We start from the raw sequence: 24,517 nt of genomic DNA on the forward strand, positions 1-24,517 counted from the left end.
ATCAGTATCTACTAGGAGATATAATCTTGAGAAATCAACAATTTGCAAGTTTGCAAACTTCAATTATAGGGATAATAGCTGCTATCTTAGTAATTTTGGGCTTAAACTCCTTTGTAATTCTGAACCCTGGACAAGCAGCAGTAATAAGCATCTTAGGAAAGGCTAGAGATGGGGTTTTAACAGAAGGTATTCACCTCAAACCACCATTTATCTCAGTGATAGATGTGTATGATTTAACGGTTCAAAAATTTGAAGTTCCCGCCGAAAGTTCTACCAAAGATTTGCAAAATCTGACTGCTAGATTTGCTATTAACTTTCGGATTGACCCTATACAAGTAGTTGAAGTGAGGAGAAAACAAGGTACACTAGAAAATATTGTTTCTAAAATTATTGCACCCCAAACCCAGGAAGCATTTAAAATAGCAGCAGCAAAACGCACAGTTGAAGAAGCAATTACGAAAAGAACTGAATTAAAAGAAGATTTTGATCAGGCATTAGGCGATCGCTTGGATAAATATGGGATAATCGTACTAGATACGAGCGTAGTTGACCTCACATTTTCTCCAGAATTTGCGCGAGCAGTGGAAGAAAAACAAATTGCGGAACAGCGAGCGCAAAGAGCCGTCTACATAGCTAGAGAAGCCGAACAAGAAGCCCAAGCAGATATCAACCGCGCCAAAGGTAAAGCCGAAGCACAAAGACTCTTAGCAGAAACTCTCAAAGCTCAAGGAGGAGAATTGGTTTTACAAAAAGAAGCTATCGAAGCTTGGAGAACAGGTGGCGCGCAAATGCCAAAAGTGTTAGTTATGGGTGAAGGTTCTCAAAGTAGCGTACCTTTCATTTTCAACTTGGGGAAAATGTCCAACTAAATTTGATTTGATTGGTATACACAATCACAGTATTCATGGATTAAAAGTAAGTGTGGGTTTAGCATTGTCAAACCCATACTTAATTAAAAATAATCATCACATCAAGAAACAGCAAATGGAAGATTTTTTAAAAGATATAGAGTATGATAATCGAAATTTTATTTTATTTTTACTACATATCCTGAATCTCTCAATCACAGTCCACACAATATCTGGAATGACTATTTAATTTCTACTTTAGTTAGGTCTATCTTAACCATCTATCATCTACCCATCTTCTGTTGCTTTTTGCCTGTCTACACCAGTAAATTTACAAATCAAATAGCCCTATGTCAACTTCCAACAGCACCACCCTTACCGTTTCCGAAGCTAAGAAAATCCTCAACAAATTCAACTGTTTAGACATAGCTCCAATCCTCAAGCCACTAGAAAAAGCCCTAACTCGTCAGGCTATAATTTTACTGACTAAACTCTCTGACTACCAAATTTTAGGTATTTGTGCAGATACAGCAGAAGAGGGAATTTTAGCCATGAAAACCTTTTCTCACGCTTTTGGTTATCAAGCCCCAGATAACTTACCACAGCCAGAGGGTCCAGTTTACATCAAACTAAACGGTAAAAATGGACTATGTTATTTAGATTCCTATGCCGGTCATCATCGTGGTGTATTGGTTTCTTGTCAATCCTACAAAGAAGGGGGAGTAAATGAAATGTATGGACATTTACCCTTAGACTTATTTGTGGGATAAGAAAGAATAGGTGACAGGTGACAGGTGACAGAAAACTGTTTTTCCCAATCACCAATCACCAATTAATAAATTAAGAAAATTTTATGAGTATTATTACACTACAATCAGTTAAAAAAGATTTTGGGATCAAAGAAATTTTAAAAGATGCCACATTTAGTATTGATACTAACGATAAAGTTGGTTTAATTGGTACTAATGGTTCTGGTAAATCTACCCTATTAAAAATGATAGCGGGACTAGAATCAATTGATAGCGGACAAATTTTAACTAACTCCGGTGCTAAGATTATCTATTTACCTCAACAACCAGATATCGTCGAAAATCTCACAGTTTTAGAACAGATATTTGCTGATAGTGGTGAACACACAACTTTAGTAAGAGAATATGAAGAACTCACTGATAAATTAGCTCATTATCCTGAAGATAGTGTGTTAATGTCCCGTTTATCTAATGTGATGCAGCGCATGGACTCAACCGGTGCATGGGACTTAGAAACTAATGCTAAAATCATTCTTACTCAATTAGGAATTACCGACTTTGATGTGAAAGTTGGCACTTTATCAGGAGGTTATCGAAAACGTATTGCACTAGCAACAGCTTTATTAGCTGAACCAGATGTATTACTAATGGATGAACCTACAAACCATCTGGATGCTTTATCTGTGGAATGGTTACAAAGTTACTTAAACCGCTTTCGCGGAGCATTATTTTTAATTACTCACGACCGTTATTTTTTGGATAAAGTAACTAATAGAATTATCGAAATTGATCGTGGTGATATTTTCAGTTATTCTGGCAATTATTCTTATTATTTAGAAAAGAAAGCTTTAGCAGAAGAATCTGCTGTGAGTAGTCAACAGAAACATCAAGGTGTATTACGTCGAGAATTAGAATGGTTAAAAAGAGGGCCAAAAGCCAGAAGCACCAAACAAAAAGCGAGAATCCAACGCATCGAAGCTATGAGAGAAACTGAGTTTAAACAAACTCAGGGTAAAGTTGATATTTCTACAGTTGGCCGGAGAATAGGTAAAAAAGTTATTGAACTGAATAATATTACCAAAGCCTATAACAACAGAACTTTAATTAATGACTTTACCTACGAATTTAGTCCTGAAGATAGAATAGGAATTATTGGTGGGAATGGTGCTGGTAAATCAACTTTAATGAATATTATCACCGGATTAATTCAACCAGATTCTGGGACTGTAGAAATTGGTAGCACTATTCACATTGCTTATTTTGATCAACATTCTGAAGAATTGCTATCAGCAGTTAATGAAGATCAGCGCGTGATTGACTACATTAAAGAAGAAGGGGAATTTATCAATATCGCTGATGGCACAAAGATTACCGCTTCCCAAATGTTAGAGAGATTTTTATTTCCTGGAAGTCAGCAATATGCACCTATTAATAAACTTTCTGGGGGAGAAAAACGGAGGTTATTTTTGTTGCGTTTGCTAATTAGTGCGCCGAATGTTTTGATTTTAGATGAACCTACAAATGATTTAGATGTACAAACACTAGCGGTTTTAGAAGATTATTTAGAAGATTTTTCTGGTTCTGTAATTGTAGTTTCCCATGATCGGTATTTTTTAGACCGAACTGTGGATACTATTTTTGCATTAGAAGAGGGTGGAAATTTAAGACAATATCCTGGCAATTATTCGGTTTATTTAGATTATAAAAAAGCAGAAGAAGCAGCACAACAACAGGAAGCAGCTACTACCCAAGAAAAACCCAAAAATAATACTGAGGAAAAATCCAATTCTTCAGAAGTAGAACCTAAAAAACGTCGTCGCTTATCTAATTGGGAAACAAAAGAATTTGAGCAGTTAGAAGGTAAAATTGCCCAGTTAGAAGCAGAAAAAGCAGCAGTGGAAAAAGAACTACTGAATGTTTCTCCAGGCAATTATACCCAAGTGCAAAAGTTATATGAACAGGTAGAAGCACTCAAGCAAGCTGTGGATGCAGCTACAGAACGCTGGTTAGAATTAGCGGAAATGGATTCTTAAATGAAGAATTGACATACCTCCTCGTCCTAAAGGAGCGAGGATTCCTTGACACTTCGCTGGGATGCGCCACAAGTGGTCTTACCGTCCCTCCATGTCCGTTTAGAGTCTCCCAATGCCCTATGGCGACTATACCTAAATTTTACCATAAAGCCGTCCTAGAAGGACGGGGCTTGTATCCCATTCTTTTGGTCAGGGAAAACAAGGGAAGATTAATCACCCTATTTCCTATTCCCTGATTTATGAATTATTTACATCTTCACCATAGCAAGGTTGATCAACATTCATTACCCAGGGAATACCATTATTGACTGGTGAACTAATACTAATTTTAGCTTTGTTAGCAAACAGCTTTAACTTCTCTGCTAAATAGGGAACATTAATCATGATATTTTGGTAACTTTCTATATCATGACAAACCATGATTAACATTAAAATACCACCATTAACCTTGAAATACCAATGGCAATTGGATAATACAATGCGAACTATATTATCACATCCTTGGAAAAAGCGTTTTTTCGTGACTTCTTCCAGTTGACTCATTAATACTTCACTGATTTGCATAGTTTTATAGGTAGGCAAATCATCTGGGGATAGGTGTGATTTAGTCATATAATTTAGTCCTTTTTGAAAAGAACAAGATACTAACGTAATCTCTTTTATTCTGGATAATCAGGTTTTAAATTACGTCAGGTTTTGAGATATTCCAATCTAACAATCGTTCACTCCCTTATCACTGTTTATATAGTTGATTTTTGATTTCATCTAATTTTCCACATATTTTCTTTAGCAATTGATATACAAAAATATATAAACTTTTGTGTGTGAATGGTTAGGAATTAAGAGATGATTACCATTGCAGAATTTCTGTAATTCTTTTCACAAGAGTAAAGGGATTAAATGGTTTAGTAATTACTCCTTTAACTCCTAAACTTTTATATAATTCTAAATCTGAATTTTGTACTTTAGCAGTCATAAAAATCACTGGTATTTTTTGGGTATTAGGGTTATTTTGCAAGTAACCAAATAAAGTTATTCCATCTATTTCTGGCATCATCACATCTAAAAGTATTGCATCTGGTTTTTCTGTTTGAGCTAACTTTAAACCTTGATGAGCGCTGTCAGTAGTTAAAACTTGCCAAACACTGAATTCTTCTAGACAAGTAGAAATCAGGAATCCCAAATCAGCTTCATCATCTATGACTAAAATACTTTTTGCTGTCATTTTTATTCTCGGTTGCTAATTTTACTGACTAACTTAGGGATAGAAAAATAAAAAGTGCTACTTTTCCCTAAAACACTTTCTGCCCAAATTTTACCTCCATGCTGTTGGATAATGTTACGACAAATAGCTAAACCTAAACCTGTTCCTCCTTTTTCCCGTGAATCAGTAGCATCTATTTGTTGAAACTTACAAAAAATGCTTTCTAACTTATCTTTAGGAATGCCTCTACCTTGATCTTGAATTTTAAATAAATAGCTATCTGGCATTTCTTCAACACTTAGTTTGATTGTAGTATGAGGAGGAGAAAATTTAATGGCATTACTAATTAGGTTGATGAGAGTTTGCAAAATTCTATCTACATCTACCCAAACTTGGCCAGAACCGGGTAATATCTGTAAACAAATATTTTCTTCTTGGGCTTTTGTTTGCATGGATTCCACTGCATTGCTGATCAGTTTCATAGCATCGCAGGATTTTTTGTGCAGGATAAATTTGTTAGTTTCTAGTCGTTCTAAATCAAGAATGTCATTTAATAATCTGGTTAAACGTTCTGTATTACTAGACGCAATCTCTAATATTTTCTGCATTTTTTCTGGTTGATTTCTAATGCTACTAGTAGTTAGTAATCCTAAAGAACTACGAATAGATGTTAATGGAGTTCTTAGTTCATGACTGACTATAGATATGAACTCATTTTTCATTTTATCCATTGCTTGTTCATCTGTAATATCTTCGATTGTGCCGACATATCCCAAGAATTCATTAGCATCAGAAAAAATGGGAACGGCAATCAGCCGACAAATACGAATAGCTTTATTTTCATGGACAAAACGTATTTCTGTAGAGAGTTGGTGATGTGTTGATACTCCAGCATTCCACTGAGGTAAAAATACTTCTAAATCTTCAGGATGAATAAAATTTATCCAACTATTTCCTAATGATTGTTCCAGGGTAAAACCACAAATTTGTTGACAGCTAGAATTGTTATAGAGCATTTTTCCTTGAGAGGATGTTTTAAAAATACCTACAGGTGCAAATTCATTGAGAGAACGAAATAAGTTTTCGCTCCCTCGTAAGGCTGTTTCTATTTGCTGACGTTCTATTAGTTCTTGTTCTAATTGCTGATATAGTTCCGATTGTTGAATGGCAATGCCTACTTGTGTTGCTAATTGTTGGAGGAAATCAATTTCCCAAGGTTGCCAGTTTCTTGGTGTCTCACATTGGTTGCTAACTAATAATCCCCATAGGGTTTCTCCCCGAAAAATGGGAACTACTAAGTGAGCTTTGATCTGAAATTGGGCTAGTAAATCACGGTAACATTTTGTTAGGTCTGCTGTATAAATATCTGCTATTGCTTGAAAGTCGGTTTGTTTGTATTTTTGTTCACGAGTTTCCATGAAGCAAGTATCTTCAATTTTGACATTTAAGGCAGAATTCCAATCATCACTAACAGATTCCACCACAATATACCCACTATAGTCTGGCTCAAAGCGATAAATAAATACTCGATCTGCGTGGATAAATTCGCGTACTTCGGTGACAGCAGTGTTGAGGATTTCATGCAGATGCAAACTTTGACGAATGCGTAATGCGATCGCCATTACCAGTTGCTGCTGTTTAACTTGCTGTTGTAATGCTGCTTGAGAGTTTTCTAATTCTAAAGTTCTTTGTTTGACTCTGTTTTCTAAATCTAAATTCAGTTCTTGCAGTTGAATTTCGGCTAATTTGCGTTTACGAAGCTCGTCGTAAACATCACTAATTTCTACTACTGTTCCTAAAAATCGTACAGCTTCACCTACATCGTTTAAGAAAAATTTACCTCTACCTTGTAGCCAATGGCTACTACCATCAGGCCAAACCACACGAAAATCTTGATAATAATCATGCTGTTCAACTAAGGCCTGATTAATAGCTAAATCCACAGATTCCCGATCTCGTGGATCAATCAATGATTTAAAACCCTCATAAGTATCTATAGAATCTAGTTCTACTAACCCAAACAATTGATTATGACCAATAGACCAAACAATATGATTTTGCAATAAATCCCAATCCCATACTCCCATTTTTGCTGATTGCAAAGCCAGCATTAATTGCTGATGAATTTTAGAAATTTTCTCTGATTTTTTAAAAACTAGACCCACAATTATATTTCTTAATTCTTGGACCACTTCAATTTCGCATCTGTCCCAAGGTAAAGATTTTAGTTTTACTGTTTCTTGCCACAAATCAAAGGATTTCCGGGGAGATAACTGAATATTTCCATCAGCATTTATTTCCACTGGTTTATGAGGATTTCCCGCCCAATTTACAGTTTGCATTACTTCAGAACGAAACCATAAAATATATTGTTTATGTTCCTGAGAAATCATGACTGCCAACAAACCACTAGCAACATTTGTAAAATTTTCTGCTGTTGGGTAAATTTGAGGCAAACAATCTGTTACATACATATAATCACTTGCACATTGATTAAAAATGTAATTATTCAGATATTCCAGAATATTTTTTACTTCCTTTAAGATAGGAGTTTTACCAATCATTTTGATATTTTCTGCGTTACAAACTACTACTCCTTGGGCTGTGACTAATTCCAAAAGTTGACTTCTGTTTTCAATTAAAGCTTCTATCCAATCATCATCTTCAGTCAAATTATTTAATAAATTAGATAAAATTTTCTGCAAAATTAATTTGTGTGCCAAATACTCATTTTCTTCTTTAGCAGCTATTTCCATAGGAATTACCCTACCCAGTAATTCGCAAGCTGTACGTAATTTATAACTAATATATTGAGGGGATAAATAATGATGACAAGCAATTAGACCCCATAATTTTTGCTCTCTAATTAAGGAAATTGACATAGAAGCATTCACACCCATATTTTTCAAATATTCAATATGTATAGGTGAAACACTTCTTAAGACACTCCCACTTAGATCCAAGGGTTGATTATTAACTGAATTGTCAATAGATATTAGTTTTACAGATTGATAATTCACATCAGGAATTAAACGCAAAACATTAAGAGTATATAGTTTTCTCGCTTGCTTAGGTATGTCCGAAGCTGGATAATGTAAACCCATAAAAGAATCTAAGCTTTCTAACTTATCTTCTGCTATGACCTCACCTGCACCTTGAGGATCAAACTTATAAACCATGACTCGATCAAAGCCTGTTAAATTACGGATTTCTTTGACCATATTTTGGCAAAATTCATCCAAACCTACTAATCTCTGCATCTTGCAAATAATAGGTTGTACCAATTTATAAAAAGTCAGAAAATCATTTATTTTACCACTAACAGGTTCTAATTCTATAACTATTAGCTCATCTGATTTATGAATTATGCCATCAAAAGTTTTTCTACCTTTTTGGGTATGAATATATAATTCTAAAGGATTAATATTTTCGGAAATTTCTGCTAAAGATTTTTTGATTAGCTGAATTTGCGAGTTATTAAACAATATTTTTAGAGTTTTACCTAATATATCTTCAGGAGGGATACCCACGATTTCAAAAGTATTCTGACTAATTTGAATAATATTTAATTTAGGTTCTTGGCAAACTATCATAATACCATGAGGTTGAATTGAACCAGGTATATGAATCGGTTCTTGATCACAATTACTTACATCTACTGGTGTATTTAAGGGTAAAAAATTATCTTGGTTCATATATTACCCGCTTAGTAAAGAATATATGTTAAAAAATTTTTGAGCATAGATAGTTTATAGACATGATAATCAAAAAATATCATCGTTAACGACATAATTAATAACTCCCTAAATTTATATATCTAAATATAGAAAAATATAACTTAATCATCTATCTAAAGCTAGATTAAAAGATTGTTTTGGGTTAGCTTTTTATTATAGAAATCAGAGTTAGTAAAATATATATTTGTAGAAGTTGGTTTAAATAATTGATTAATGCTCTATATAAACAGTGTCAATTGCAGTTTTAATTTAAGATTATTGATTACCAGCAATAAAAATATATATAATGGAGCGATTATGCCAAAACGCATACTTGTAGAAGTAAATAGTTGGTTTCAACGTGATAGAATCGTCCGTAATTTAGAAATTTTTCAAGATATTATTGTTATTTCGCTTTGCGTGGGTTTATTTTGTGTAATGTTGATCAGATTAGGGGATATGTTCATCTCCTTTTTAAATCCCTTAGATTTAAGACAAGTAACATCTGATATTTTGTTTATCTTGATACTTGTAGAATTATTTAGGCTATTAGTAGATTACATCCAAGAACATAGTATATCCGTCGGTGCTGCCGTAGAAATTACCATTGTTTCTGCATTAAGAGAAATTATTTTACGAGGTGTATTAGAAATTCCTAATGACCAAATTTTTGGGATTTCTGTATTTTTATTAGTTTTGGCAGCAATCTTTATTGCTAGTCCTTGGATAAATAAGTTATTGGGACAAGTCAAAATGAGTGAAGATTAGGAATTTTTTAAAATTAAAATGCACATTGTTAATTAAATTAATCCTGTTAATTGTTATTCCTGCATAATTCAGAAATGCAGGAATTTAATTTCAGCCATAGCTAAGGTAGAATAAACCCATATTTTTTAAATACAGCTTTGGCTGGTTCACTAGATAAGAACTCGGTAAAATTCTTAGCTGCATCAATATTTTTACTACGTTTGATTATTGCTAAGGGATAGATAATAGCCGAGTGATATTTTTCATCTGCTGCAACAACAACTTTGACTTTATTAGAGATTTTGGCATCAGTGGCATAAACTAACCCAGCATCAGCATTTCCACTTTCTACAGATGCTAAAACTTGACGGACATTTTTAGCGTAAACCAGTTTTGATTTTAGTTTGTCCCACAGGTTTAATTTTTGCAATACTTGTTGTGCATATTGTCCAGCCGGTACGCTTCTAGGTTCACCGATGGCTATTTTTCTAACTTTTGTATCTGGGAGATTGTAGAAACTACTAATACCAGAAACATTATTTGGTACAATTAAAACTAGACGGTTTTTAGCAATAACTACACGACTACCAGGTAATAAAAGATTTTTTGCCTCCAAACCATCTACTTGCTTTTTAGCCGCAGAGATAAACATATCTACAGGCGCACCTTGTTCTATTTGTCTTTGCAAAGCACCAGACGCACCAAAGTTGTAATTTATTTTGATGTTTCCTTGACTTTGTTGGTAAAGAGGCTTAATTTCTTCCATCACATCTTTCATACTGGCAGCCACAGAAATAAGTAGGTTGGTATTTGACTGCCCTACTACGGGGACTGAAGTCACGGTTGGTAAGCCAATTACTACAAGCATTGTGGTTAATGCTGTCGCAATTAATGTGAAAAATTGTCGTCTTTTGATGGAAAAAAGAGGGTTTGAGGAATTTTTTCGCATAAAATCAAAAAATTGATCCCAACTAAAAAAGTGCAATGGTAGGAAATTCTTACCAGTTAAGTTGGTATATCTTCACATACTTGTATTGGAAAAAATGTGTTTGATTTGACGATTTACGGTTGGTAAGATCCGAAAAATTCTTGCTTAAACTTCTTGTTTAGTCACAGATGGGTGATTGATTACTTTATCATCTGCTGTTAATGAATCGCAAAGTGCTTCATACTGATTAAGTGCTTGCTCAAAAGCGTATTGCTCTACGGCATATTTACGGCTATTTTCACCGAGAGTTTTTACCTTGTCTGGTTTTTGGTAAAGGTCTAAAATTGCTGTTGCTAGGGCTTGAGAGTCTTCGGGAGGAACAATAACTCCCCCTTCGCTTTTTGTAATTGCTCTAGCTGCTGTACCATTGTCTGGTACTGATCCTAATATTGCTCTGCCACTTGCAAGCAAAACTTGGATTTTTGATGGCATATTGAAGGAAATTACATTTTTCTTTTGTACAACTAAGCCCACATCTGCGGCTGCTAACATTTGTGGTAGTTCTTGACGGGGTTGAAAAGGCAATAATAAAACATTATCTGCGCCCCAGTCTAAACAGTGTTGTTGTAATCTTTGTAACCCTTTTGCTTCACCCACAATCACAAAGGCTATTTCAGTAATATCTCGTAGTTTGGCAGCAGCTTTAATTACAGTTTCCAAGCCTTGCGTGAGAGCAATATTGCCAGAATATAAGATTACAAACTTACCATTGAGTTTATGTGTAGTTCGGAAAGGGTTTGCTTCTTTTGGTAAGGGGCTGATAAAGTTGACATCAACCCAGTTGGGAATTTGGACAATTTTACTAGCTGGTACGTTTTTGGAAAGTAAATTTTCTACAAATCCATCAGCAATAACACTGATTTTTGTCGCTTTGGCGTAGGCGAACTTTTCTAATGCTGTGAATATTTTGATTAATAATTTATTTTTGAGCAATCCCACATGGACTGCGGCTTCGGGTAATATATCTTGTAAATTTAAGACCACTGGACAGTTACGTAACCATCCTAGTAGGGTAGCGGGGATACAAACAGGCAAAGATGGAGAAGTTAAAATAATTACATCTGGGCGTTTACCCATAAATGCGGGTATAAAACTGGTGACAACAAAACTAGCGTCTAATAAAACCCGATCTAATAAATTTGGTTGGGGGCGAATCCATACAAAACTGCGTTGAATGTGAACGCCATTTTTATGTTCAGTTAAATACAGCTTACCGCGATATTCTGGGTAAATTTGACGTTCGGGGTAGTTTGGCATAGCTGTGACAACGCGGACTTCGTGTCCACGTTTGACCAGTCCTTGTGCTAATTCCGTCATTAGCGGGGCAATACCAATGGGTTCTGGGTGGTAATTGTAGGAATAGATTAAAATCCGCATAACAAATTAGTCAGAGCTACCTGGTTTTTGTGCTGAATGACAAAGAGTATCCGTCATTAATGCTACTTTGCAGTATATTACATTATGCCTTTATGCTGTCTTTTATCAGTAACTTTTCTTGAAGATTTGGTAAATTTTTATATAAAGTAAAATTTACCCTAAGCTATATGAGGCTTGGGTAAATTAAAAAAATCAATTAAGTTGTCAAAAATAAAACTTTTTCAGAGGTAAATTTGGGTGATTTTTATCCCTGATAACTGATAACTATTAAACAGCACCACTGTTTTTGTGAAACAATATGATTATGGTTTTGAAAATCAGTTTTAAATCGTAAACTAAAGTCCAATTTTGCTGATACTGCAAATCTAGACGAATTACATCTTCAAAACTGCGGACTGTGGAACGGCCGTTTACCTGCCATTCTCCGGTCATGCCTGGTTTAACATCTAAACGTTGCCATTCTGGGACTTCGTATCTTTCTACTTCATCAGGGGTAGGTGGCCTAGTGCCAACTAAACTCATTTCCCCTTTGAGGACATTCCAAAATTGCGGCAGTTCATCTAAACTGGTACGACGTAAAAAGCGTCCTATTTTAGTGATTCTGGGGTCGTTTTCATTTTTAAAGAAAGCACCTTCTACTTGGTTTTTCACTTGGGCTTTTTTGGCTTCCGCATCTACACACATAGAACGGAATTTCCAAATATAAAAACGTTTACCCATCCACCCACAGCGAGTTTGTCTAAAGAAAATCGGGCCTGGATCGTTGAGTTGGATAGAGATCGCAATGGGAATAAATAAAAACCCTGTAATTACTAAACCTACCAATGATCCAATAATATCAATGACTCTTTTCATCCAAGAGGCCACAGAAGGATGAGTTTGTGGGAGGGGGTCTACTTTTCGACCAGCAGTTTTCCGATTATCTCCTGAATCATTAGATTCCGTGCTTTCGAAGCTTTTATAAGACTCAATAGAAAATACCTGATCTAATCCTGTTAGATTTAATACTGCCATCACCTGGGGAGTGACATGACAAAGTTTAAATGTGATACTTTGTTCTTGGGCATATTTAAAATTACTCACTAAAGCACCTAAACCGCTACTATCCATAAAGATAGTATTTTGGAAATCAATGATTACCTGTTGGGGATGTGAATCAGCTTGGAGTAGGTTTTGGCAGGTTTGCTTAAAGCCGACAGCCTCAACCACGCTCAAACGCATTGACACCTGGACTACTGCGGTATCGTTCAGGTAAGTAACTGGGAAATTTGCCTCTGTGGGTTGGCTACTCATGAAGCTATGCACTTTAGTTGCCATCTAAATCTAATCTGCCAAACATGATTTTGTCCTAGAAAATTACTTAACCTAATGTTAAAAAAGTAGGATTAAGAACTAATGGCTAGTTGTTAGCTAAAAGATGGTATATCCCTGATTAGGGTTGACAATGGAACAAGAAGTTATAAACATACTTGCTGTTGCACCAAATCGGGGCGATCGCTCGCGCTGTGCCGTTATTGGACTTGCACTGCTACCTATCATCTCATGATTGCTAAAACTACAGTTAAACCTACTGCACGCCTGGTTGAAGTTTTTTCTGCTATTCAAGGAGAAGGACTCAACGTCGGGACACGTCAAATTTTTATTCGCTTTGGTATTTGTGACTTGCGATGCCACTTTTGCGATAGCGCCCATACCTGGAATGCACCTTCTTCCTGTCATATAGAGCGTTCTCCTGGACTAAGAGATTTTGAAATCTACTCTAATCCTATTTCTATTTCCATGTTAGTTGAATGGGTAACAAGACAAAATTTGCCTTCTTTACACGATAGTATCAGCTTAACTGGAGGCGAACCTCTTCTTCATGCTCCTTTTTTGGCGCAGTTTTTACCAGAGGTGCGATCGCTCACTAATTTACCTATCTATCTGGAAACCGGAGGACATCGTCCAGAACAGTTGCCCATGATTTTGCCCTATCTTGACTCCGTGGGCATGGATTTAAAAATCCCTAGCGTGAGTGGTGAAAGTCATTGGACAGAACATCAACAATTTCTCCAACTATGCCTTGATGCAAATTTAGAAATTTTTGTCAAGATAATTGTCTCTCAAAGGACAGATCCTGGCGAATTGGAACGTGCTGCTAGTTTAGTCAGGGAAGTTAATGAAAATATACCCATATTTTTGCAACCTGTTACACCCCTAACCGAAACGCAAAAATTTAGTGAAGTGCCTGTTTTAGCACCCCTTCCCGATCAAGTTTTAGAATGGCAAGCCTTGATGAAAAAATTTGTTAAACAAGTGCGGGTTATACCCCAGACACACAAAATGTTAAACCAGTTGTAGGCAGGAGGCAGGAGGCAGGAGGTAAATATTTCTCCCCATCTCCCCACACTTCGGCTATGGCTACGCCACGCAGGCTATCGCTCAGTGCAAGTCGCCCCATCTTCCTTAAAATCTGCCTTCATCGGTGGATTTTGATTTGGCTTTGGCTTTGTTAGCACTACGTTTGAGGGCAGACAGTCTGGCTTCATAGCGAGAACGCTGACGTTTACTGGGTGTAGTGTCAATTAAGGTTTTTAAGGCACTACCCAAACTCTTGTAGGCATTGGGGAGACTATAACCAAAGCGGGTAGCTAGGGCGATCGCCTTTTCATCAGCATCCAGCAATTCCCTGATTTGCTTTTCTCCATTATTCTTCTGATATAGTCTCCAGCCGGAAACCCCACAAAGAGCCAAGGCTAGTACCAGCAATAAACCATCTTGTACCCATAATTCACCCACAGCACCACCTAAACCAATAGCTAGTGCTGCCATTTCCCAACCATCTTTAGGAACTGTATCATTCTGAATTCTGGCGACTTCATGCCAAAACAACAGATTACGTTGATCCATGGCTAAAGCGTCCCATTTCACCAAGTCAATTTGGATTTCTACTTGGTCTTTACCAATTTCTTCACAACGAACCAGAGGAGGACTTACCTCTGTTGTACCTTCAACTGTCACCCAACTTTGTAATTCTGGGGGTAGTAAGCTTTTCAACCGCCGGAGTTCACTCATTTCCGCTTTGGCTGAGGAGGTTGTATAGGATGTCATAAAATCCAGCCTTAAAAAATTTCTTTATATTAGTGAGGTTATCACTTTGGAGTATAGCTATTACAGTGATGATCCTGCTTACTCGTCGGAAAAACTGCCCCGTCTTTTTCTAGCTTCTATTGCTTTTTCTAACAAATCGAGTAATCCAGGGGCTTCTTCTTGGATACTCAGCAAGAGTCTTTCCCCTAACTCTATGTTACCGGGATCTTCTCCTGTCTCCATCACCTGTTGAAGACGTGGTAAGGCTACGCTGTCAACTACTTGGATTAATCCACTCAAGCAACGATGGAATTGTCTTTCTGTGAGTATTGAATCTTCTAAGGGAAATTCAATAATGGCACGAATTTCCCCATCGGAGGGATCATACTCCCATTGCAACATTTTGGTTTCCCAGGAAATGGCCAACATTGTTTGTAGGATAGAAGCTTTGTAAGGATGTTCTTTCACTCCTGCTAAAACTTGAGGTGCAAAGACGCGGAAAAATTTTCCATCTTCATCCAACTGAACAACGATCAGAAAATCTTCTAGGTGATCAGCTTCCACACCTGTGATAATTCTGTCTTCTTCTTGATCAAAGCGATATTCCCAGCCAAGGTTATCTAAATAATTGGCTATTTGTTTCAGATTAGCCCCCATAAAAACCTCATAAGGAACGTTGGAGCGACTGTCACCACACCTAGTTTAACCTGCTATGGGCATTGCTTTTCATGTATTGTGTTCCTTGGCTGAATTTGATAAATTGGTAGCTTTTTGATTAAACTTCTTGTTCTTAAAACTTTAGGCTTATGAATATACACAAATCAGCTTTAGCTCTAATTTTAGCTCCCTTCATTTTTACCCTCAGTGCTTGTGGTGGTGAATCAGGAACAACGGATAACACGACAAAACCAATCACTCGCAATATCGGCAGTATAGTAAAAACCCGTGGTCAGCTAATGTGCGGTGTGAGTGGTGAGTTACCAGGCTTTAGTTTTGTGGGTACAGATGGTAACTATAGCGGTATTGATGTGGATGTTTGTCGTGCTGTGGCTGCGGCTTTGTTTGATGATCCCAATGCAGTGGAATTTCGTAACCTGAACTCTAAGGAAAGATTTACTGCTTTACAAACTGGAGAAGTAGATTTACTCAGCCGTAATACTAGCTGGACTTTCAGCCGTGATACTTCTGTTGGTTTGGATTTTGCACCAGTGGTTTTTTATGATGGTCAAGCAATGATGGTTAATAAAAGTAGCGGTGTTAAGTCCCTAGCAGATTTAAAAGATAAAGCTATCTGCGCTCAAAGTGGGACAACCACTGAACAAAATTTAGCTGACCAAATGCGGAAACGGAGTATTACTTACAAACCTGTTGTTTTTGAAGATATCAATATTACTTTTGCAACTTACGCAGAAGGTCGCTGTAATGGGATCACGGCTGATCGTTCGGCTTTGGTTTCCCGGCGTACAACTTTACCCAAACCAGAAGATAATATCATTCTCGATGAGTTACTTTCTTCTGAACCCTTAGCCCCGGCAGTTGCTAAAGGTGATCCTCAATGGCGAGATACGGTTAAGTGGGTTGTTTATGCTTTGATTAAAGCTGAAGAATTAGGAATTAATTCTCAAAATCTAGCTGAGTTCGCTAACAGTAATGATCCAGAAATTAAGCGCTTTTTAGGTACAGAAGGCAATTTGGGAGCAGGATTAGGTTTAAGTAGTGATTTTGCCGCGCGAGTAGTTAAGCACGTTGGTAATTACGGCGAAATTTATGATCGCAATTTGGGGACACAAACAAAGCTCAATCTTCCCCGCAATCAAAATCAACTGGCTACAAAAGGTGGTTTACTCTACGCACCTCCGTTTAGATAAGGACACAGGGGAAGCAGGGGAAGAAAGATTGATTAACTGTAAAGAAATGTTACCTTTCGCATCTTGTCTTATGTCTTCTCCTGATAACTAAATACCCAATGCTTCAATTAACTAATAACTCATGAATAATGAATAATGACTAATTCCAAACCTCCAATTTGGCGAGATTCTCTCTTTTGGCAAATTGCCACACAAGTTATAGCTGTAGTTTTAGCTATTTCTATAGTTGTGATTTTAGGGATGAATCTCAACCGCAATTTACGACAGTTAGGAATTAATTTCGGGTTTGATTTTCTCCAACAACAAGCATCTTTTGATATTGGGGAGACTCCGATCAATTATAGTCCCACTGATAACTATATCCGAGCTTTATTGATAGGGTTGCTGAATTCTTTAAAAATAGCTGTTACTGGAATTATCCTGACGACAATTGTGGGGATAACTGCGGGGATTGCTCGCTTATCTGATAATTGGTTGGTGCGAAATATCAGTTCTGTGTATGTGGAGATTTTTAGAAATACTCCATTATTATTACAGTTACTATTTTGGTATTTCTCTGTTTTTCTGAATTTCCCCAAGGTAGACAATAAAGTTTCTGTTTTGGGTGTGTTTGGTTTTAGTCAAAATGGAATTGAAGTTTTTGGGGTTAATTTTTCTCCTGAGTTTGCAACCTTGTTACTAGGTTTAACTTTTTACACTGGTGCTTTTATTGCCGAAATTGTCAGAGGAGGAATTAAATCAGTTGCTAAAGGACAATGGGAAGCTGGGCGATCGCTTGGTTTAAAACCTGGTCTGGTGATGCGTTTTGTCATTTTTCCCCAAGCTTTACGGGTGATTATTCCCCCGCTGACTAGCCAATATTTGAATTTAACTAAAAATTCTAGTTTGGCGATCGCAATCGGTTATCCTGATGTTTATTTTGTCGCTTCTACTACTTTTAATCAAACAGGTAAAGCTGTAGAGGTGATGTTGTTAATTATGTTTACTTATCTGATTTTGAGTTTATTTATTTCTTTGATGATGAATTTATTAAATCGTTCTGTACAAATTAAGGAAAGATGAGTAACGAACCGCAGAGGCGCAGAGAACACAGAGGAAGAGAAAGGTTAATAACAATAGTTTTATTTTAGGGAATAATTTACAGATGAATATGTTAAGTTGGTTCAGAAAAAACCTTTTTAGTACGTGGTATAATGGATTATCAACTATAGTTTGTCTTATATTTATATTTTGGGCAATTAAAAATATTCTGGTTTGGTCTTTTACTCAAGCACAATGGCAAGTTGTTTATCTTAATTTACATCTTTTTTTAGTTGGTAGATATCCCCAAGTTTTATATTGGCGTATTTGGATCGTTGCCGGAATTATTACGGTTTTAGGTTTAATTACTTGGGGTGTTTTTACTAAGCATCAAAATGTTATTAAAAATAGATTTTCTCAATTTATTATTCCTTTACTTGCACCAGCTTGGTTATTATCTTTTGCAATTAATATCTGGTTAATTGGTGGCGGTTTTGGTTTAAAATCTGTATCTACAAATTTATGGAATGGTTTATTACTAACTTTGTTAATGGCAACAGTTAGTATTATTCTTTCTTTTCCTTTTGGTGTATTATTAGCTTTAGGGAGAACAAGTAAGTTATTTATAATTCGCTGGTTTTCTATTCTCTATATTGAAATATTTAGAGGACTACCATTAATCGGTATTCTGTTTCTGGCTCAGGTTATGTTACCTCTATTTTTACCAGCAGATTTACGTTTAGATCGTTTAGTTAGAGGTATTGCTGGATTAGTTTTATTCAGTGCTGCATACATGGCGGAAAATGTGCGCGGTGGGTTACAATCAATTCCCAGGGGACAATCTGAAGCAGCAAAAGCATTAGGTTTAAATACACCTTTAATATTAATATTCGTTGTTTTACCTCAAGCTTTACGCGCTGTTATTCCGGCTATTGTCGGTCAGTTTATTGGTTTATTTAAAGATACTTCTCTGTTATCTTTAGTAGGATTAGTCGAATTAACAGGTATTGCTAGAACTATTTTAGCTCAACCACGATTTTTGGGAAAATATGCAGAGGTATATATATTCATTGGTTTTGTTTATTGGATATTTTGTTATTCCATGTCCTTCGCTGCTCGTAAATTAGAAAAGCAGTTAGGTAATTAGAAAAACGTACTAAATTGAGGTTTAAAATCATGCAAGTTCAAGAACCTGTTATTATCGCTGAAGAAGTTCATAAATGGTATGGTAAATTTCATGTTCTTAAAGGTGTTAGTCTCACTGTTAACCGGGGAGAAGTTGTCGTTTTAATGGGTCCTTCTGGTTCGGGAAAATCAACTTTTATCCGCACATTTAACGCTTTAGAGGAATATCAACAAGGTAAAATTACTATTGATGGAATTACTCTCAGTCGTGATTTAAAAAATATTGAAACCATCCGCAAAGAAGCAGGAATGGTATTTCAACAGTTTAATTTATTTCCCCATTTAACAGTTTTACAAAATATTACCCTCGCACCTATTTGGGTAAGGAAATTACAAAAAGCTAAAGCGGAAGAATTAGCAATGCAACTGTTAGAAAGGGTAGGAATTTTAGCCCAAGCACATAAATATCCAGGACAGTTATCTGGTGGACAACAGCAACGGGTAGCTATAGCGCGTGCCTTAGCAATGCAACCCAAAATCATGCTATTTGATGAACCAACTTCAGCTTTAGATCCGGAAATGGTCAGAGAGGTATTAGATGTGATGAAAAATCTTGCTCGTGAAGGAATGACAATGGTTGTCGTCACTCATGAAGTGGGTTTTGCGCGGGAAGTTGCTGATAGAGTAATTCTTATGGATAGTGGTTCTCTCGTTGAAGAAGCAACACCTGAGACATTTTTTACCGCACCACAAGAAGAAAGATCACGGAAGTTTTTATCACAAATTCTTTAGTGTTACAGCTTATGTAAATTAGAATTTAGACTAACAAGCACAAAATCACTAGCCTTGATGAATATAATTTTTCATATACCTGGAGAGATATTTTTAGTATTATTGGCTAATAAATAACTAAAAAAAAGCAGTTGTTAGATAAAAACTCAAGATATCAACACTTTAGTCGTTGTAACTCCGATTTTTTAGGTATAACATGAGAATATGTTTATCACAAGCTTTTTCTCGCGCTTTGAGCGCCTGTTTTTTTATGGATATTCAATTAATCAACATTGGTTTTGGGAACATCGTATCAGCCAATCGAGTGGTTGCTATTGTCAGTCCAGAATCTGCTCCCATTAAGCGTATTATTACCGACGCTAGAGACAGAGGACAACTGATTGATGCCACCTATGGCCGTCGGACTAGGGCTGTAATTATTACTGATTCTAGTCATATTGTTTTATCAGCAATTCAGCCGGAAACGGTAGCAAATCGCTTTGTCATTTCCCGCGATCATCATACAGTGGATAATTAATTTAAAGGTGGGGCAATCAAAGCCCCTATTTACAGCATTTCGGCCGTAGGATATAAATTAATGTAAGTTTTCTGTCACCAATTTTAAAACTTCCCTAGTCTCTCTTTGTCATATCAGCAAGATGTAAGACTAGGGAAAAACATTTAGCGACCAAATCAAAAGTTAAACGGATAATGCAAGTTTTACCAATTTACAGTGGTGCTACTACCCAACAAATTCTTTCTCTAGGCAAATTAGTTGTTTTAACCGGTCCTAGTGGCGTTGGGAAGGGAACTCTCATGCAGAAACTTCTGGAGCGTCATCCAGAACTGTACTACTCTGTATCTGCTACAACTCGTTCTCCCCGCCCAGGAGAAATAAATGGTCAAAATTATTACTTTGTTGACCGCAGCCAATTTGAAAAATTAGTGGCTCAAGGTGAATTTTTGGAATGGGCAGAATTTGCCAATAATTATTACGGCACACCCCGTGCAGCAGTGCTAGAAAAAATTAAATCTGGCAAGTTAGTGGTGCTAGAAATTGAATTAGAAGGGGCAAGACAAATTAGGCGTTCTTACCCAAATGCTTTGAGTATTTTTATACTTCCACCAACATTCTTGGAATTAGAAAACCGGATACGCGGACGGGGACAAGATTCTGAAGAGGCGATCGCCCGTCGTTTAAATCGCGCTCAAGCAGAAATTCAAGCTGCTGGGGAGTTTGATATTCAAATTGTCAATGATGATTTTGAAACTGCCTTGCACCAAATCGAAGCGATTTTATTTGCATAAGCAGAAATTTTATTTAGTAATGGGTAATTACAATCACATGATTAACAATTACCAATGATCAATTACCCATTACCACCAATCAGATTAACCGATTAAACCTTGGATAAGACCAGAGTTAACAGTCAAGAAGAAAGCAACTACTGCACCACCAATACCACCAATTAAGAAAGCACTGGCAAAGTTGTTCCAGCTTTCTTTGGAGTTAAAAGCATCTACAGGCGGATTGGGTACAGTCACACTCGCTAATGCTTTATCAGGATTGCTATTAGCATACATTGACAAGCAAGCTGTCAGAATGACAACTAAACCAATACTACCCAACAACCCAGCCAAGGTAGCATTGTCAGCATTACGTAATGGACCCAACTTATGGAAAGGTCCAAACAGCAAGTAACCGTGAGCCATACCCACTTCTAAACCACGTCTAAAAGGATTTAGACCAGGACGATAAGCGGGGAGATTACCAATAAACCACTTCACCAAGGGTGAAGAATTAATTGGAGTCTCTAAATTTCCATCTTGGGGATCACGACCAGCGGGTCTCACTGTTTCCCGATTTCTGGGATCACTGGCGAGATTCTTGGAAGCGTTGACTGATTGTGCCATATTTTATATTGCCTCAAAATTCACAATGGTGGCATTTATCAGTAAATAGTTATAAAGCTTAAACTAATTACTATTTACTGATATCAATTATATTTTGCCTCTATGGTAGAGGATGGAAAAGTAAGTCTGGAAAAAAGCGGTTAAATTCAATCAAGATACCCGCTGTAATGGACAGCCAAATGGTAGCTGCCACAGGTGCTGTGGAAATAAACTTGATCAAATAGGATGATTGATCGCTTTTGTCAGCCATGAATTGAGTCTCCAAAAACAAGTAAATAGGAATGGATGAATTAGCGGGGAGAAATAGTAATTTCTGAATCCTTCGCTGTCAATTCACCAGAAAGTAATTCTTTCAGTGCTGCTGCTGGCCAAGCGAAACCGCTGCTGATGATAGGTAGAGCTAAACCCAAATCAATTTGGATTTCTTTTTGTTCAGCACTGCCTTCTTTTTTGATTGCTTGTAGGTAAGCACGACCTACCCAGCCGATCCAACCAGCAATGTAGAGGAAGAGAATACCAGGAATCAAAAAGTCACCAGCACGATCCAGGCGACCATCCACAATCAAGTGAGGATAGCCTTCAGGGCCACATAGAGCCTGAGAATAACGCTCAAACCGCTTTTTACCAGATTCTGGGTCAGCAGTGGTGTTACGGGCATTTTGAGCTAATGCTTGAAATGCGGGAGAGTCTTTGCAAGGTACAAGGTTTGCACCCAGAGCATTTGCTGAGGGAGCAAAGTTGAACCAGAGACCAATCGCTAAAATCAAAGCAAACAATCGTCGCATTGAGTTGTTTCCTTTTATTACAAAACTAGAACTTTTATGTACAAAACGAAGCGGCTTGTACAATGTTTGATTTAGATAACTAGCAAGTCATCATACTCTTGGCTGGGAATCGAGTAAAGTTTAAGTAAATAAAAGTTAAAGCTTCGCAACCAAAAGTAAGGAAAAAGGGAACAGGGAACAGGGAATAGGGAACAGAAGAGGCAGAAGAAAAAAGATTTTTGCCAATGCCCCATGCCCAATGCCCAATTACCAATCATCAATTACCATGACAACCGTTTTAGCTATCGAAACCAGTTGTGATGAAACAGCTGTAGCCATTGTTAAGAATCGTGAAGTTTGTAGCAGTGTCGTCACCTCACAAATTCCCGTCCATAGACAGTATGGCGGGGTAGTTCCAGAGGTAGCATCACGGCAACACTTAGAAATCATCAATCAAGCAATAGCGCAAGCTATGGATGAAAGTTTGATGGACTGGGGACAAATAGATGGCATTGCGGCTACTTGTGCGCCAGGATTGGTAGGAGCATTACTGGTAGGTTTAACAGCCGCTAAAACCTTGGCTATGGTGTATGAAAAACGATTTTTGGGAGTTCATCACCTAGAAGGTCATATCTACGCCACTTACTTGGCACAGCCCAACATAGATCCCCCATTTCTTAGCTTACTCGTTTCAGGCGGACATACAAGCTTGATTTATGTTAAAGATTGTGGTATTTACGAAACTTTAGGAACAACCCGTGATGATGCGGCAGGAGAGGCCTTTGATAAAGTCGCCAGGTTATTAAAACTCGGTTATCCTGGAGGCCCTGTAATTGATAAGTTAGCTCAAACAGGTGATCCCCAGGCTTTTACACTGCCAGAAGGAAAAATCTCTCTATCTGGGGGCGGATATCACCCTTATGATGCTAGTTTTAGCGGTTTAAAAACGGCGGTATTAAGGTTGGTACAGAACTTGGAAAAAGATGGTGAAGAATTGCCAATAGCCGATATTGCCGCCAGTTTTCAAGAAACCATAGCCAAAGCCCTAACTAAAAGGGCGATCGCCTGTGCTGGTGACCATAGTTTAAAAACAATTGCCGTAGGTGGGGGAGTAGCAGCTAACAGCGGACTCAGAAAGCATTTACAGACAGCAGCCGCAAAGCATAATTTCCAAGTCCTCTTCCCCCCCTTAAAATTTTGTACCGATAACGCCGCCATGATCGGTTGTGCAGCCGCAGATCATCTATCTCGTGGTCATACATCACCCTTCACCTTGGGCGTTCATTCTCGACTACCTTTAACTAAAGTCATGGAATTGTATGGGAAGTAGGGAGAGTGGGAGAGTGGGAGATGGAGTGAATTAATAACGCAATCACCAATCACCAATCACCAATGATCGAATATGATCAGCTACAGCATCAGGTTGTTCTAACATTGCCAAATGTCCACAATCAGGAATTTCAATATAATTATCACCAACATATTGGAAAAGCCGATGAAAACTGGCTAAATGGCGTACATACTTAGGCTCCATCACCTTATCATCAGCACCAGCTAAAAAATAAACTGGTTGTTTTACTTGTGATACTAACTGTGGTAAACGGTTCACTTCGTCTTCTGTAGTAGAGTCTAAAAGTGTACCCAAAGCAGCTTCTGGATCAGCAACAACAAAATCTATTACTCTTTGACGCGCCCAGTAGCGAGCCAAAGGACGTAAAACGCTAGTTTTTGTAAACAGCAGATCAATGAGAGGCACTTGATAAAGCCAACGTGGTCTAACTTGTAGGAATTTTTGACCAGTAGCGCGAAACTGCTCAAAAGCTTCTTTTAGATAAATTCCCCCACCTGCATTAATACAAATAACACCCTTGACACACTCTGGTAATTTGGCAGCAGTCCATAAAGCAATAGTGCCACCTAAAGAATGGCCAATTAGCCAAACGCTCCCAATATTCAATGTTTCCAAAAGGGCTATTAAATCTTTAGCGTAGGCAGAGGGAGAATAAAGAGAATCAACAGAATCATTCACTACTTGAGTGGTAGTGTCATTGATGAACTTTAGTTGTGAAACTCTTTCTGTTCCTTCCAACTGGAATTTACTGCGGGACTGAGATTTACCAAAGCCTCTTAAATCATAGGAAAGACACTGAAAATCATCTGACAGACGAGAAATAACAGGTTGCCAATATCCACGGCTATTCAGCCAACCGTGAATGAATACTAAAGCATGGGGGCAAGATGTCGGGGCTGTTAACTCATAAGAGTGTGGAACGCCAAAGATTTCTATTGTTGCCATACGGATATCCTAACCCGACGGGCTGCAA

At 37.3% G+C, this 24,517-nt stretch carries 24 protein-coding genes; 12 read left to right on the forward strand and 12 right to left on the reverse strand.

Going from position 1 to position 24,517, the window contains the following annotated elements; translation table 11 throughout:
• Window positions 1–26: 26 nt before the first annotated feature.
• The 3 genes from WJM97_RS15955 to WJM97_RS15965 all read left to right on the forward strand — a co-directional run bounded on the left by WJM97_RS15955 (window position 27) and on the right by WJM97_RS15965 (window position 3,630).
• Entirely contained in the window at window positions 27–869 is an 843-nt protein-coding gene (locus WJM97_RS15955) for a prohibitin family protein (protein WP_353929774.1), read from the forward strand.
• A 329-nt stretch (window positions 870–1,198) separates the two neighbouring features.
• Window positions 1,199–1,618 carry a DUF1824 family protein gene (locus WJM97_RS15960; protein ID WP_353929775.1) on the forward strand — a complete coding sequence of 140 codons (420 nt, stop codon included), beginning with the start codon at window positions 1,199–1,201 and terminating at the stop codon, window positions 1,616–1,618.
• Between the two features lie 83 nt (window positions 1,619–1,701).
• A complete protein-coding gene (locus WJM97_RS15965; RefSeq protein ID WP_353929776.1) occupies window positions 1,702–3,630 on the forward strand; it encodes an ABC-F family ATP-binding cassette domain-containing protein in 1,929 nt (642 codons plus the stop codon).
• A 237-nt stretch (window positions 3,631–3,867) separates the two neighbouring features.
• Here WJM97_RS15965 and WJM97_RS15970 read toward each other — a convergent pair whose 3' ends face one another.
• The 3 genes from WJM97_RS15970 to WJM97_RS15980 all read right to left on the reverse strand — a co-directional run bounded on the left by WJM97_RS15970 (window position 3,868) and on the right by WJM97_RS15980 (window position 8,529).
• Window positions 3,868–4,242 (reverse strand): hypothetical protein, encoded by a 375-nt coding sequence (locus WJM97_RS15970; protein WP_353929777.1) that lies wholly within the window; start codon window positions 4,240–4,242, stop codon window positions 3,868–3,870.
• A gap of 238 nt (window positions 4,243–4,480) precedes the next feature.
• Window positions 4,481–4,855 (reverse strand): response regulator, encoded by a 375-nt coding sequence (locus WJM97_RS15975; protein ID WP_353929778.1) that lies wholly within the window; start codon window positions 4,853–4,855, stop codon window positions 4,481–4,483.
• A gap of 2 nt (window positions 4,856–4,857) precedes the next feature.
• Entirely contained in the window at window positions 4,858–8,529 is a 3,672-nt protein-coding gene (locus WJM97_RS15980) for a GAF domain-containing protein (protein ID WP_353929779.1), read from the reverse strand.
• 339 nt (window positions 8,530–8,868) lie between these two features.
• Between WJM97_RS15980 and WJM97_RS15985 the strand changes: the two genes are divergently transcribed.
• Window positions 8,869–9,318, forward strand: coding sequence for a phosphate-starvation-inducible PsiE family protein (locus WJM97_RS15985; RefSeq protein ID WP_353929780.1), 450 nt, complete (start codon window positions 8,869–8,871; stop codon window positions 9,316–9,318).
• 100 nt (window positions 9,319–9,418) lie between these two features.
• On the opposite strand, the gene modA is transcribed toward WJM97_RS15985, so the two are convergent.
• The 3 genes from modA to WJM97_RS16000 all read right to left on the reverse strand — a co-directional run bounded on the left by modA (window position 9,419) and on the right by WJM97_RS16000 (window position 12,979).
• On the reverse strand, window positions 9,419–10,246 hold the full coding sequence (modA, locus tag WJM97_RS15990) for a molybdate ABC transporter substrate-binding protein (protein ID WP_353929781.1): 828 nt from the start codon (window positions 10,244–10,246) through the stop codon (window positions 9,419–9,421).
• A gap of 144 nt (window positions 10,247–10,390) precedes the next feature.
• A complete protein-coding gene (locus tag WJM97_RS15995; RefSeq protein WP_353929782.1) occupies window positions 10,391–11,662 on the reverse strand; it encodes a glycosyltransferase family 4 protein in 1,272 nt (423 codons plus the stop codon).
• 267 nt (window positions 11,663–11,929) lie between these two features.
• On the reverse strand, window positions 11,930–12,979 hold the full coding sequence (locus WJM97_RS16000) for an anti-sigma factor antagonist (RefSeq protein ID WP_353929783.1): 1,050 nt from the start codon (window positions 12,977–12,979) through the stop codon (window positions 11,930–11,932).
• A gap of 225 nt (window positions 12,980–13,204) precedes the next feature.
• Between WJM97_RS16000 and WJM97_RS16005 the strand changes: the two genes are divergently transcribed.
• Window positions 13,205–14,002, forward strand: coding sequence for a 7-carboxy-7-deazaguanine synthase QueE (locus WJM97_RS16005; protein WP_353929784.1), 798 nt, complete (start codon window positions 13,205–13,207; stop codon window positions 14,000–14,002).
• A gap of 105 nt (window positions 14,003–14,107) precedes the next feature.
• Here WJM97_RS16005 and WJM97_RS16010 read toward each other — a convergent pair whose 3' ends face one another.
• Both WJM97_RS16010 and WJM97_RS16015 read right to left on the reverse strand, forming a co-directional pair.
• Window positions 14,108–14,752 carry a DUF3318 domain-containing protein gene (locus WJM97_RS16010; RefSeq protein WP_353929785.1) on the reverse strand — a complete coding sequence of 215 codons (645 nt, stop codon included), beginning with the start codon at window positions 14,750–14,752 and terminating at the stop codon, window positions 14,108–14,110.
• Window positions 14,753–14,830: 78 nt separating this feature from the next.
• On the reverse strand, window positions 14,831–15,388 hold the full coding sequence (locus tag WJM97_RS16015) for a hypothetical protein (RefSeq protein ID WP_353929786.1): 558 nt from the start codon (window positions 15,386–15,388) through the stop codon (window positions 14,831–14,833).
• A gap of 149 nt (window positions 15,389–15,537) precedes the next feature.
• Here WJM97_RS16015 and WJM97_RS16020 point away from each other — a divergent pair, with 149 nt between their 5' ends.
• From WJM97_RS16020 to gmk, 6 genes are all read left to right on the forward strand, one after another.
• Window positions 15,538–16,599 carry an amino acid ABC transporter substrate-binding protein gene (locus tag WJM97_RS16020; protein WP_353929787.1) on the forward strand — a complete coding sequence of 354 codons (1,062 nt, stop codon included), beginning with the start codon at window positions 15,538–15,540 and terminating at the stop codon, window positions 16,597–16,599.
• A 135-nt stretch (window positions 16,600–16,734) separates the two neighbouring features.
• Window positions 16,735–17,661: an ABC transporter permease subunit gene (locus tag WJM97_RS16025; protein ID WP_353929788.1), complete on the forward strand. Its 927-nt coding sequence runs from the start codon at window positions 16,735–16,737 to the stop codon at window positions 17,659–17,661.
• An 82-nt stretch (window positions 17,662–17,743) separates the two neighbouring features.
• Window positions 17,744–18,766: an amino acid ABC transporter permease gene (locus tag WJM97_RS16030; RefSeq protein ID WP_353929789.1), complete on the forward strand. Its 1,023-nt coding sequence runs from the start codon at window positions 17,744–17,746 to the stop codon at window positions 18,764–18,766.
• 29 nt (window positions 18,767–18,795) lie between these two features.
• A complete protein-coding gene (locus WJM97_RS16035) occupies window positions 18,796–19,536 on the forward strand; it encodes an amino acid ABC transporter ATP-binding protein (RefSeq protein ID WP_353929790.1) in 741 nt (246 codons plus the stop codon).
• Window positions 19,537–19,786: 250 nt separating this feature from the next.
• Window positions 19,787–20,053 carry an extracellular matrix/biofilm regulator RemA gene (gene remA, locus WJM97_RS16040; RefSeq protein WP_353933188.1) on the forward strand — a complete coding sequence of 89 codons (267 nt, stop codon included), beginning with the start codon at window positions 19,787–19,789 and terminating at the stop codon, window positions 20,051–20,053.
• 173 nt (window positions 20,054–20,226) lie between these two features.
• Entirely contained in the window at window positions 20,227–20,823 is a 597-nt protein-coding gene (gene gmk, locus WJM97_RS16045; protein ID WP_353929791.1) for a guanylate kinase, read from the forward strand.
• Between the two features lie 84 nt (window positions 20,824–20,907).
• Here gmk and WJM97_RS16050 read toward each other — a convergent pair whose 3' ends face one another.
• The 3 genes from WJM97_RS16050 to WJM97_RS16060 form a co-directional block, all read right to left on the reverse strand.
• The gene (locus WJM97_RS16050) at window positions 20,908–21,429 is read right to left on the reverse strand and encodes a photosystem I reaction center protein subunit XI (protein ID WP_353929792.1); all 522 of its coding nucleotides are present in this window, start codon (window positions 21,427–21,429) and stop codon (window positions 20,908–20,910) included.
• A 100-nt stretch (window positions 21,430–21,529) separates the two neighbouring features.
• The gene (psaJ, locus tag WJM97_RS16055; protein ID WP_353929793.1) at window positions 21,530–21,679 is read right to left on the reverse strand and encodes a photosystem I reaction center subunit IX; all 150 of its coding nucleotides are present in this window, start codon (window positions 21,677–21,679) and stop codon (window positions 21,530–21,532) included.
• Between the two features lie 40 nt (window positions 21,680–21,719).
• A complete protein-coding gene (locus WJM97_RS16060; RefSeq protein ID WP_353929794.1) occupies window positions 21,720–22,214 on the reverse strand; it encodes a Photosystem I reaction center subunit III in 495 nt (164 codons plus the stop codon).
• Window positions 22,215–22,479: 265 nt separating this feature from the next.
• On the opposite strand from WJM97_RS16060, the gene tsaD reads away from it, so the two are divergent.
• Window positions 22,480–23,523: a tRNA (adenosine(37)-N6)-threonylcarbamoyltransferase complex transferase subunit TsaD gene (tsaD, locus tag WJM97_RS16065; protein ID WP_353933189.1), complete on the forward strand. Its 1,044-nt coding sequence runs from the start codon at window positions 22,480–22,482 to the stop codon at window positions 23,521–23,523.
• A gap of 42 nt (window positions 23,524–23,565) precedes the next feature.
• Here tsaD and WJM97_RS16070 read toward each other — a convergent pair whose 3' ends face one another.
• Entirely contained in the window at window positions 23,566–24,489 is a 924-nt protein-coding gene (locus WJM97_RS16070; RefSeq protein ID WP_353929795.1) for an alpha/beta hydrolase, read from the reverse strand.
• Window positions 24,490–24,517 lie beyond the last annotated feature (28 nt).

The organism is Okeanomitos corallinicola TIOX110 (assembly GCF_038050375.1).
In the GTDB taxonomy this organism is placed as follows: Bacteria; Cyanobacteriota; Cyanobacteriia; order Cyanobacteriales; family Nostocaceae; genus Okeanomitos; species Okeanomitos corallinicola.

Excerpts from the sequence above, each read along its gene's own strand:
- WJM97_RS15960 (WP_353929775.1), top strand. The coding sequence starts at position 1,199 with ATGTCAACTTCCAACAGCACCACCCTTACCGTTTCCGAAGCTAAGAAA.
- WJM97_RS15965 (WP_353929776.1), top strand. The coding sequence starts at position 1,702 with ATGAGTATTATTACACTACAATCAGTTAAAAAAGATTTTGGGATCAAA.
- WJM97_RS15970 (WP_353929777.1), bottom strand. The coding sequence starts at position 4,242 with ATGACTAAATCACACCTATCCCCAGATGATTTGCCTACCTATAAAACT.
- WJM97_RS15975 (WP_353929778.1), bottom strand. The coding sequence starts at position 4,855 with ATGACAGCAAAAAGTATTTTAGTCATAGATGATGAAGCTGATTTGGGA.
- WJM97_RS15980 (WP_353929779.1), bottom strand. The coding sequence starts at position 8,529 with ATGAACCAAGATAATTTTTTACCCTTAAATACACCAGTAGATGTAAGT.
- WJM97_RS15985 (WP_353929780.1), top strand. The coding sequence starts at position 8,869 with ATGCCAAAACGCATACTTGTAGAAGTAAATAGTTGGTTTCAACGTGAT.
- modA (WP_353929781.1), bottom strand. The coding sequence starts at position 10,246 with ATGCGAAAAAATTCCTCAAACCCTCTTTTTTCCATCAAAAGACGACAA.
- WJM97_RS15995 (WP_353929782.1), bottom strand. The coding sequence starts at position 11,662 with ATGCGGATTTTAATCTATTCCTACAATTACCACCCAGAACCCATTGGT.
- WJM97_RS16000 (WP_353929783.1), bottom strand. The coding sequence starts at position 12,979 with ATGGCAACTAAAGTGCATAGCTTCATGAGTAGCCAACCCACAGAGGCA.
- WJM97_RS16005 (WP_353929784.1), top strand. The coding sequence starts at position 13,205 with ATGATTGCTAAAACTACAGTTAAACCTACTGCACGCCTGGTTGAAGTT.
- WJM97_RS16010 (WP_353929785.1), bottom strand. The coding sequence starts at position 14,752 with ATGACATCCTATACAACCTCCTCAGCCAAAGCGGAAATGAGTGAACTC.
- WJM97_RS16015 (WP_353929786.1), bottom strand. The coding sequence starts at position 15,388 with ATGGGGGCTAATCTGAAACAAATAGCCAATTATTTAGATAACCTTGGC.
- WJM97_RS16020 (WP_353929787.1), top strand. The coding sequence starts at position 15,538 with ATGAATATACACAAATCAGCTTTAGCTCTAATTTTAGCTCCCTTCATT.
- WJM97_RS16025 (WP_353929788.1), top strand. The coding sequence starts at position 16,735 with ATGACTAATTCCAAACCTCCAATTTGGCGAGATTCTCTCTTTTGGCAA.
- WJM97_RS16030 (WP_353929789.1), top strand. The coding sequence starts at position 17,744 with ATGAATATGTTAAGTTGGTTCAGAAAAAACCTTTTTAGTACGTGGTAT.
- WJM97_RS16035 (WP_353929790.1), top strand. The coding sequence starts at position 18,796 with ATGCAAGTTCAAGAACCTGTTATTATCGCTGAAGAAGTTCATAAATGG.
- remA (WP_353933188.1), top strand. The coding sequence starts at position 19,787 with ATGGATATTCAATTAATCAACATTGGTTTTGGGAACATCGTATCAGCC.
- gmk (WP_353929791.1), top strand. The coding sequence starts at position 20,227 with ATGCAAGTTTTACCAATTTACAGTGGTGCTACTACCCAACAAATTCTT.
- WJM97_RS16050 (WP_353929792.1), bottom strand. The coding sequence starts at position 21,429 with ATGGCACAATCAGTCAACGCTTCCAAGAATCTCGCCAGTGATCCCAGA.
- psaJ (WP_353929793.1), bottom strand. The coding sequence starts at position 21,679 with ATGGCTGACAAAAGCGATCAATCATCCTATTTGATCAAGTTTATTTCC.
- WJM97_RS16060 (WP_353929794.1), bottom strand. The coding sequence starts at position 22,214 with ATGCGACGATTGTTTGCTTTGATTTTAGCGATTGGTCTCTGGTTCAAC.
- tsaD (WP_353933189.1), top strand. The coding sequence starts at position 22,480 with ATGACAACCGTTTTAGCTATCGAAACCAGTTGTGATGAAACAGCTGTA.
- WJM97_RS16070 (WP_353929795.1), bottom strand. The coding sequence starts at position 24,489 with ATGGCAACAATAGAAATCTTTGGCGTTCCACACTCTTATGAGTTAACA.